This is a genomic window from Pelatocladus sp. (assembly GCF_059505505.1).
Window position 1 is genome coordinate 1 of sequence record NZ_JCACKS010000086.1, and the last position, 9,830, is coordinate 9,830.

Consider the following 9,830-nt stretch of genomic DNA (forward strand, 5'->3'; position numbering starts at 1 on the left):
TTCATCCCCTCCTTAAAAGATAGGGGTTCTCACGCTCCCGGACTTCTTTGATAGATACTCTCGCAGGTCATCTAGCTCCTGTCAAGAGCGTGAAATTTAGTCTTGACGGAAGATTTCTTGCTTCTGGTAGCGAAGATGGCACAATGAAAATATGGAATTTAAAGCAAACAGATATTGAGCCACAAACTTTTGCAGGTCATAGCGGTCATATTTTGGATGTTGCTTTTAGTCCTGATGGTCAGACTTTAGCGACTGCGAGTAATGATAGCACTGTCAGGCTTTGGAAAACTAAGAGCATCGAACCCCAAGTATTTGCAGATCATCGGGGTAGGGTGTGGAACATTGCTTTTAGTCCTGATGGTAAGATTGTTGCTTCTGGGAGTGCAGATCGAACAATCAAGCTTTGGTATCTGCAAAAGTCTCAGATCCAAACCCTCAAAGGTCATAGCGCTGATGTTCGCTGTGTGAGTTTTAGTCCCGATGGTAAGATTCTGGCTTCTGCTAGTGACGATAATACAATCAAACTGTGGCGTGTAAGCGATCGCACTTTGCTGCAAACTCTCAAGAGTCGTACCAATAGGTTATCCAGAGTTAGTTTTAGTCCAGATGGTAATATCCTTGCTGCTGCTGGTGAAGATCAAGTGGTGACGCTTTGGAATCTTGCTGATAGTAGGTTACTGCAAACTCTTAAAGATCACGGTAACAGACGTACAAATGGTAGATTTACTAGTATCAGTTTTAGCCCAGATGGTAATATCCTTGCTGCTGTGAGTAATAAGGGAGTAATCAAGCTGTGGCGTGTACAAAATGGTAGCTTAGTCAGAACACTCAAAGGTCACAGTCATATAGTCACTAGTATCAAGTTTAGTACAAATGGTAAACTGCTGGCTTCTGCAAGTGCTGATAATACAGTCAAGTTGTGGCGTGTCAGTGACGGAATCCTAGTAAAAACTATTAATGCTCATAATAATTGGGTTACTAGTGTCAGTTTTAACCCCAATGGCAAAACTCTCGCTTCCGCAAGTTTGGACAGCACCATCAAAATATGGAATATCAATGATGGTGCTTTGCTGCAAACGTTTAAAGCTCATCTTCACTGGGTAACTAGCATTAATTTTAATCCAGATGGAAAAATTTTAGCCTCTGCTGGTTCTGATGAAATGGTGAAGTTGTGGAATGTGACTTTGGAAATTAAAGATTTTATGGGTTTAGGGTGCAGATGGCTAAGAGATTACTTAATTATCCATCCCGAAGAAGGAGATATACAACAGATATGCCAAAACTGAATTTGTGTTCAATTTAAAGATGGCGATCGCAGTCATTTCACTAGATGTAGAGACACGAAATTCCACTAGATGTAGAGACGCGAAATTTCGCGTCTCTACGTTTTGTTTGTCATCCGCTTAAAGATAGATTAAATACAAATTAAATTAGTATTTACAAATACAAGATAATTTTACATTCTGCTTTTTTATTAGATTGGTTAGATTAGCAATAATCCAAATTTAGATATTTACACATGTTCTGAATCAAAGGCTCCGCTGTCATCTCAGCCATTGCTTAGGAAGACAAAATCAATCAAAACAACCAAATTTATAGTCAGCAAAAATGATTAATTAAACATAATTTTAGCTTGATTGTTCAATTTTTGAATTACATACGAAGTCTGTTTTCCGAAGGATTAAGAGTATAAAATTTTTATATTAAATTAAAAAAAAATAGGAAAAAAGCTTGCTTAAAACAACAAAACACCCTAATATGATAAAACTCAAACTTAAATATATCTGTGAAATAAGGGAATACAAAAGAAATAAATTATCCCAAGTATTTATTGTAGGGGCATAGATACGCTTGACGTGGCTTATCTTAAAGTATGACCATTCACCCCTACGATGGAATAGTTTAAAAAATTAGAAGTTCCTCAGCAAAAATAAAGTTTGTAAGTAATTGTGAAAAAGATTTCGTTAGGGTGTAATACTAAGTAACTGTTACTTGTTATAAATCAATGTCAAAGGTTGGAAAATTGGTTTAAATAATATTGACCAATTCAGAATAGAAATTTTGATTTTTTATCTTGGCGATCAAAATTTTTACTCGTTAATTTAAGTAAGTCGGTGGGAATAAACATAACTGTGTTACGAAAAATAAATATGTCTAATACCATGACCAATGAGAAATGACAAATGACGACCCAATTATTTGAGAGCATCTCAACTGTTCAAAAAACCCGCCTGCGATTAAGCAGTCTAATAGCTAAACTCTGCTTAAGCAGACTATTTAATTTGTTTAATTCGTCTTCAGACGACTTGTGCTATTAGCTAAGGATTTTAACCCAAGCGCGGTATTTTGAAAAAATTAAAATGCTCTCAATTAGTTAGTTTTATTTGTGCCGATTGACTTAAACTATTTTTACTCAGAAAGTAGATTTATCCGATTTATCTTGGTGTTATCGTCCATTTTTGTCAAGTATTAACTTGGCAGTCGTTGGTTGTGATTTTAAGTAGAATCACTCCGGTCGTACTCTAATTATTTTGAATGCGTGAATGCGTGACTTCCAAGGAAGCGGTACTAGTCAGATAAATCTGACTTTAGCTAAAAGCCCTTAAAATTTATTTTTTGGCAGTATTAAAAGCTAGTGCAAGCTATTAGTTACGTTGTATACACAAGTCTGATAAGGGGAGCATCCCAAATGTTCAAAAAACCTGCTCATAGCTCAAGTCTGCTTAAGCAGACTACCTGATTTATCCTTGTGCTATTAGCTAAAAAATTAAACCCAAGCGCGGTATATTGAAAAAATTGGGATGCTCCCTCTTATTAACGTTGTCCCGCAAGGTTTTAGAGGTTGTTTGAAAAGTGATTGGCTGTAATTTTAATTACATTATTACCCCCCTTATAAAGGGGAGAAACAAGAGAAATCCGGTTCCCTCCCCTTTACAACTGCGGTGTACACAGAAGTCTTATAAAGTTGCCTAGTAGCGTTTTGATCCCCCCTAACCCCCCTTAAAAAAGGGGGAACTAGAATCAAAGTCCCCCTTTTTTCTAGCGTAGCGGCGCGCCAGCGCGGGGATTTAGGGGGATCAGAGGATTTATGTGTACACCGCAGCCCCTTTACAAGGGGAGGGTTAGGGTGGGGTAAAAAATATTTGATACATCAATCATGACTTTTCAAACATCCTCTTAGATAAAAACTTTTAATACCGACAAGAGGACTTTTCAAACATCCCCTAAATCTGATTAAAAAATTTCTCATTTATACAGACGAGTATTTACATCCAAACTTTATGTTAAATAAATCGAATAACCCAAAAAAATCACGTAAAGAATACGCTTTCACAAAACGATCATTGACTCATAATAATGATGATGAAACCTCTCAAAAAAATATTAGAAAATATCAAACTAATTTGACTATAACCAAAAAGGTCAGAAACCCTATTTGGCAATGGTTTTCTAACCTTTCTCTTAGCCGCAAGCAATTAATTGCGTTAATAGCATCTGAAGTGATATCTATTCTAGGAATCAGCCTTGTAGCAAGATACTTGATTACTAGTAATTTACAGGCTTTATCCTTAGAACAAGCAAAGTCAGAAATAGCTGTTACAGAAATGGCTTATAATACCAAAGTCAATCAAATGGGCTTTGGCTTTCGTGGACAATCTGACAATGTGGCAATTATTCAGGCTGCGATCGCTCACAATACAGGTGAAAATTTAAGCCCCACTTTAAATGCACAAGTGAAACAAATTCTGGCAAATGAAATTAAAGCCAGAAAAATTGAGTACGCCACACTTGTGGGAAAAAATTTGCGGATAATTGTCAATGCTAATACTGACCGTAAAGGAGAAATATTTAATCCTGATAACTTAGTCAGTGAAGTGTTTGAAAATCCTCAACAAATCAAAGCAAACAGCATTATCAGTTGGTCGGAATTGAGTAAAGAATCTCCTCCTTTACCAAATATTTTTAACCAAGAAGACGCTCTGATTCGTTACACAGTAACACCTGTGAAAGACTCAAAGACAAAAGCAACTATTGCTGCATTACTTTCCGGTGATATTGTCAATGGGAAAGACGCGATTGTGACGGGAACATTAGAAGCTACTGGAGGAGGCTATAGTGCAGTTTATCTACGCAAACCAACAGGAGAATTTACTATAGCAACCGCCCTCAAGCAAGATAAATCTGAGAATAATAATCAAGGGATACCAAATGTAACATTACCCGAAGCTGGTAAATCTTTACTTGATGGAGCAACGGTAACTCCAGGAAAGATAGTTACTACACGGCTGAAATTAGGTAAACAAACTTACGTAATGGTAGCAAAAGCCGTACCTAATAAAATTATAGAAACAAATAATGGTGCAAAATCTGTATACGACGACAAGCCGATTGCGATATTAGTACGAGGAACTCCAGATACTGTTCTTAATAAATTGTTAGAACAAAGTCTTTGGATAGAAATTATCGTTCTTGTTGTCGCCTTAACAATCTCTTTCATTTGGACACTGATTATTAGACGAGTAATTGTTACACCGATCAAAAAGCTAGAGCAAACGGCTGAAAAATTAGCTTCAGGCGATCGCTCTGCACGTGCTGAGATTTTTGCTCATGATGAAGTCGGTAAATTGGCTGTTAGTTTTAACACTATGGCAGACAACTTTACAGAGCAAATTCTCCAAAAAGAAGATTACGCCAACCTCATGGAGTTAATCAACAATATTACTTTTCGACTCCGTGGTTCGCTCAACACTGCACAAATTTTGAATTTATCAGTAGTAAATTTGCGAGAAGCAATCAAAGCAGATCGAATCATTGTCTATCGCTTTGATGAAAACTGGGTAGGAACAATCATAGCTGAATGCGTTGCGGCTCAATGGCCAAGCGCTTTGGGTGCAGAAATTGATGATCCCTGCTTCGCTCAAGACTATGTTGACAAATATCAACAAGGCCGTATCCAAGCACTGGATAATATATACGAAGCAGATTTGACTGAATGTCACATTGCTCAACTAGAAGCTTTTGATGTCAAGGCGAATTTAGTCGCGCCAATTTTGCTGAACAACAAGCTATACGGGTTACTGATCGCTCATCAGTGTTCTAGTCCCCGCAAATGGCAACAATCAGAAATGAATCTATTTAAGCAGATAGCAATTCCCATTGGTTATGCCCTAGAGCAAGCACATACTCTGACACAGGTAGAAAAATCTCGTTCTCATGCAGAAATGATGGCGATCGAGCAGAATCAACAAAAAGAAGCATTACAACAACAAATCATTAAACTGTTGCGAGATATCGAAGGCGCATCAAAAGGTGATTTGACAGTACGTGCGAAAGTTACACAAGGTGAACTTGGTACTGTCGCTGAGTTTTTTAACTTTATAGTTAAGAATCTCAGAGAAATTGTCACCAAAGTCAAAACATCTGCAACTGAAGTAAATGTAGCGATCGCCGGAAACGAACATGCAATTAGCCAACTTAGCGATGAAGCTATCAAACAAGCTGCTGAAATTAGTCTCATCCTTAATAGTATGGAGCGTATGACACTGTCAATTGTAGATGTGGCACAAAACGCTCAAAAAGCTGCCGAAGTAGCTCATACAGCCTCTTCTACTGCCACTGAAGGTGAAACAGCAATAGATGCGACAGTAGAAAAAATCTTTAGCTTACGCTCAACCATCGATAATACAGGCAAAAAAGTCAAGCGTCTGGGAGAATCTTCACAACAAATATCCCGCATACTTTCCTTAATTAATGAGATTGCTGTGCAAACCAACTTGCTAGCAGTGAATGCGGGGCTAGAAGCTTCAAAAGCCACCGAAGGAAGCCGAGGTTTTATCGTGGTTGCAACCGAAGTTGCTGAACTCGCAGCACGTTGTTCTAACGCCACCCAAGAAATCAAGCAGATTGTGGAGAACATTCAACGAGAAACAAATGAAGTTGCTAAAGCCATGGAACAAGGAACTACCCAGGTAGTAGAAAGCTCTCGTATTGTCGAAAATGCTAAAACTTCGCTCACCAAGATTATAAGTGTTTCTCGCCAAATAGACGAACTGGTGCAATCAATTTCTCAGGCGACAGTATCTCAAGTAGAAACATCACAAGCAGTAACTAAACTAGTTACAGAAATCTCCCAAGTGTCAGAAGTTACTAGTAACTCCTCACGCCAAATTTCTCAATCGTTGCAACAAACTGTACAAGTTTCTCAAGAACTACAAGCAGCAGTGACGAAGTTTAAAGTTAATTAAACGTTACTAACAAATGCTTAAACATTAATCATATATGCTTAAGCGTACTAATAAATGCTTAAGCATTACTAATCAATACTTAAATTTACTAACAAATGCTTAAACATTAATCATATATGCTTAAGCGTACTAATAAATGCTTAAGCATTACTAATCAATACTTAAACCTTACTAACAAATGCTTAAACATTAATCACATATGCTTAAGCGTACTAATAAATGCTTAAGCATTACTAATCAATACTTAAATTTACTAACAAATGCTTAAACATTAATCATATATGCTTAAGCGTACTAATAAATGCTTAAGCATTACTAATCAATACTTAAACCTTACTAATAAGTAGAACGGCGTAAATAATTAAAGGTTTGTAGTAAGGACTTTAGTCCTAAAAGAAGGACTAAAGTCCTTACTACGAACTAGATTACAATAATCTTACATTGCTTAACATAGATCGATTTATTCCAACCGACTTACTTAAATGCTTATATAGTTCAGAAGGCAGTTCTACAATCGATGCAGTGAACTATTGCTGTATCCAGGGTTATGTTGCGGAAACCGAAAAAGCGTTGGACACCCTCAAACTGGGCAAGTTGGAAGCCATTTGGTATTGGAGAACAGTATCCAAATAACTATTGGGAGGTATTTCGAGCGATTTGGTTGTCGCGCGATCGCTTACCCTATGCTTGGGAGATTCTTAATCAGGGAGTTTGTGATGGTTGTGCTTTAGGTACAACCGGGATGAAAGACTGGACGTTAGAAGGAATACATTTGTGTAACGTCCGCTTGCGGTTATTACGTATGAATACCATGCCAGCTTTTGACCCCCAATTGCTGGCAAATGTAGAGCAATTACAGTTGTACAAAAGTGTTGAATTGCGGGAATTAGGACGCCTCCCATCTCCGATGCTCCGCCGATGCGGTGAAAAAGGATTCCGCCGAATTAGCTGGGATGAAGCTTTAGATGTAATTGCTACTCGTATCCGTGACACAACACCAGATCGCCTCAGTTTCTACATTACCAGTCGTGGCACCGTCAACGAGACTTATTATGCTACCCAAAAAGCTGTACGGGCGATGGGAACAAATAATATTGATAATGCTGCTCGTATTTGCCATTCTCCCAGTACCACCGGACTGAAAGCAGCTTTAGGTGCAGGGGCGACGACTTGTTCTTATAAAGACTGGGTGGGTACTGATTTATTAGTCTTTATTGGCTCGAATGTAGCAAACAATCAGCCTGTAACAGTCAAATATCTGCATTACGCCAAAAAAGCTGGTACAAAGATTGTTGTCATTAACACCTACCGCGAACCAGGGATGGAACGCTACTGGGTTCCCTCTATTCCTGAAAGTGCTTTGTTTGGTACTAAATTTGCCGAAGATTTCTTTTTGGTCAATATGGGTGGTGACATGGCATTTTTAAATGGCACCATCAAGCATATGATAGCTAATGGTTGGGTAGACGAATCGTTTATTGACCGTTACACCAGTGGTTTTGCTGATTTAAAGACAAGCCTAGAAAATCAAACTTGGGAAGAATTAGAAAGACTTTCGGGTAGTACTCGCGAACAAATGTACGCCTTTGCCAAAATGGTAGGGGAAGCCAAAAAAGCCGTCTTTGTCTGGAGTATGGGTATTACTCAGCATGAATGCGGCGAAGACAATGTTAGAGCTATTATTAATCTTGCCCTCACTAGGGGTTTTGTTGGTCGCGAAGGCTGCGGTTTGATGCCAATTCGTGGTCATTCTGGGGTGCAGGGTGGTGCAGAGATGGGATGTTACGCCACTGTGTTTCCTGGTGGTAAACCCATTACTCCCGAAAATGCAGCTCAGTTAAGTCAGCTTTGGGGGTTTGAAGTCCCTACAACTAAGGGTTTAATAGCCCCAGAGATGATTGATGCTGCATACAATGGGCAATTAGATGTATTGTTCTGTGTAGGTGGGAATTTCCTAGAAGTCCTACCAGAACCCGATTATGTGGAAGAGGCGCTTCAGCGTGTACCGTTGCGAGTTCACATGGATATTGTTCTCTCCAGTCAAATGTTAGTGGAACCAAGTGATACTGTAGTACTTTTACCCGCGACAACTCGCTACGAAATACCTTCTGGAGTGACACAGACTAGTACCGAACGCCGAGTCATTTTCAGTCCAGAAATTCCTGGCCCCAGAATCAAAGAGGCGCGTCCGGAGTGGGAAGTGTTTATGGAATTAGCAAGGCGAGTTGTAGAAACACGTTCGCTTTTAGCGTTCCCGCAGGGTAATTTCGCATCTCTACATTTTGAAAATACAGCTATGATGCGACAAGAAATTGCCCAAGTTATTCCCCTATATGCAGGGATTCAACACTTACAGCAAGCAGGTGATCAATTTCAGTATGGTGGTTCACACCTGTGCTTTGGCTGGAATTTTCCTACAGTTGATGGCAAGGCACATTTTGCACCATTGTCTCCCAGTGTAGGGGCGTATAGCAATGCACCCTTACCACCAGATTGTTTTTTAGTCGCAACCCGCCGGGGTAAACAATTTAACAGTATGGTACAAGAACGCAAAGATGCCATTACAGGTGCATTCCGGGAAGCGGTATTAATGAATGCTGCTGATGCAGATAGGTTGGGGTTGAAAGATGAAGATGCAGTCACTCTCAAAAATCAGTTGGGAGAATATCGAGGAAGAGTATATATTGCACCGATTCAGCCTGGTAATTTACAGATTCACTGGCCAGAAGGAAATGTATTGTTAGATAAAAGCAAGCGATCGCGCGAAGGTGTACCAGACTATAATGCTGTGGTGCAATTGGAAATTAGCGATCCTTGATCGGGGATTGGTGATTGGGGATCGGAATTAACTTAGCGCAATCTCTGTTTGTAGTGAGGACTTTAGGAACTCAGCATCAGCATACATAAAAAACTATAGCCCGCTTGTGCGGGCTATGAAAAAACAAACAGTTAACAACCAGATATGCTGTCGGTTACTATTTTTGTTGTTGCTGTTGCTGGCGTCTTACATTTTGGCGATATTCGTCTAATTGTTTCTTTTGTTGGGGAGTCAGAACAGCTTCCATCTGCTGTTGGGAAGACGCCAAAATTTGCTGCAATTGGGTTTTTTGTTGTGGGGTAAAATCTAGTGCAGCAAAAGCTTGTTGAGGAGGTTGACCTGATTGCATAGCAACCTTAATTTGATCGCGTTGCTTTTGTGTCAGAACTTTCTCAATGCTAGTACGGGCGTTAGCACGAATTTGGGAAATCTTTTGTTGTTGTTGCTGTGATAGCTGAATACGGGGTGGTTGTGGTTGTTGGTTAGCTTGTGCAAGTTGCAAGTTAACTTTTGGAGCGCTTTCTGCTTGCACAGAACGCTGTGGGATAGCTGTAAAACTAAGGGCAACGGCTGCGGCTATGAGTGATAAATTTTTGAGTTTCATTTATTGCCTCTGTGGATTTCTCCCGTTCGTCTTATTAATTATAGAAACTGATCGTCCATAAGTACGTCTGTGATATTAATGCGTTCAGTGGAATTTTTTGTAAAGCTTATTTTTAACCCACATTCCGCACTTCAAAATGTAGCGCAAGAGATTACATGGTGAT

Annotated in this window: 4 protein-coding genes; 3 read left to right on the forward strand and 1 reads right to left on the reverse strand. The window is 39.2% G+C overall.

Going from position 1 to position 9,830, the window contains the following annotated elements:
• The first annotated feature begins 47 nt into the window (after positions 1-47).
• From AC5JMK_RS07880 to AC5JMK_RS07890, 3 genes are all read left to right on the forward strand, one after another.
• Entirely contained in the window at positions 48-1,286 is a 1,239-nt protein-coding gene (locus tag AC5JMK_RS07880; RefSeq protein WP_495909806.1) for a WD40 repeat domain-containing protein, read from the forward strand.
• Between the two features lie 1,995 nt (positions 1,287-3,281).
• Entirely contained in the window at positions 3,282-6,245 is a 2,964-nt protein-coding gene (locus AC5JMK_RS07885; RefSeq protein ID WP_495909807.1) for a methyl-accepting chemotaxis protein, read from the forward strand.
• Between the two features lie 547 nt (positions 6,246-6,792).
• A complete protein-coding gene (locus AC5JMK_RS07890; protein ID WP_495909808.1) occupies positions 6,793-9,063 on the forward strand; it encodes an FdhF/YdeP family oxidoreductase in 2,271 nt (756 codons plus the stop codon).
• A gap of 157 nt (positions 9,064-9,220) precedes the next feature.
• On the opposite strand, the gene AC5JMK_RS07895 is transcribed toward AC5JMK_RS07890, so the two are convergent.
• Positions 9,221-9,667 (reverse strand): hypothetical protein, encoded by a 447-nt coding sequence (locus AC5JMK_RS07895; RefSeq protein WP_096675865.1) that lies wholly within the window; start codon positions 9,665-9,667, stop codon positions 9,221-9,223.
• Positions 9,668-9,830: the final 163 nt, after the last annotated feature.

Coding starts and splice junctions, on each gene's coding strand:
- AC5JMK_RS07890 (WP_495909808.1), top strand. CDS start 6,793: ATGTTGCGGAAACCGAAAAAGCGTTGGACACCCTCAAACTGGGCAAGT.
- AC5JMK_RS07885 (WP_495909807.1), top strand. CDS start 3,282: ATGTTAAATAAATCGAATAACCCAAAAAAATCACGTAAAGAATACGCT.
- AC5JMK_RS07895 (WP_096675865.1), bottom strand. CDS start 9,667: ATGAAACTCAAAAATTTATCACTCATAGCCGCAGCCGTTGCCCTTAGT.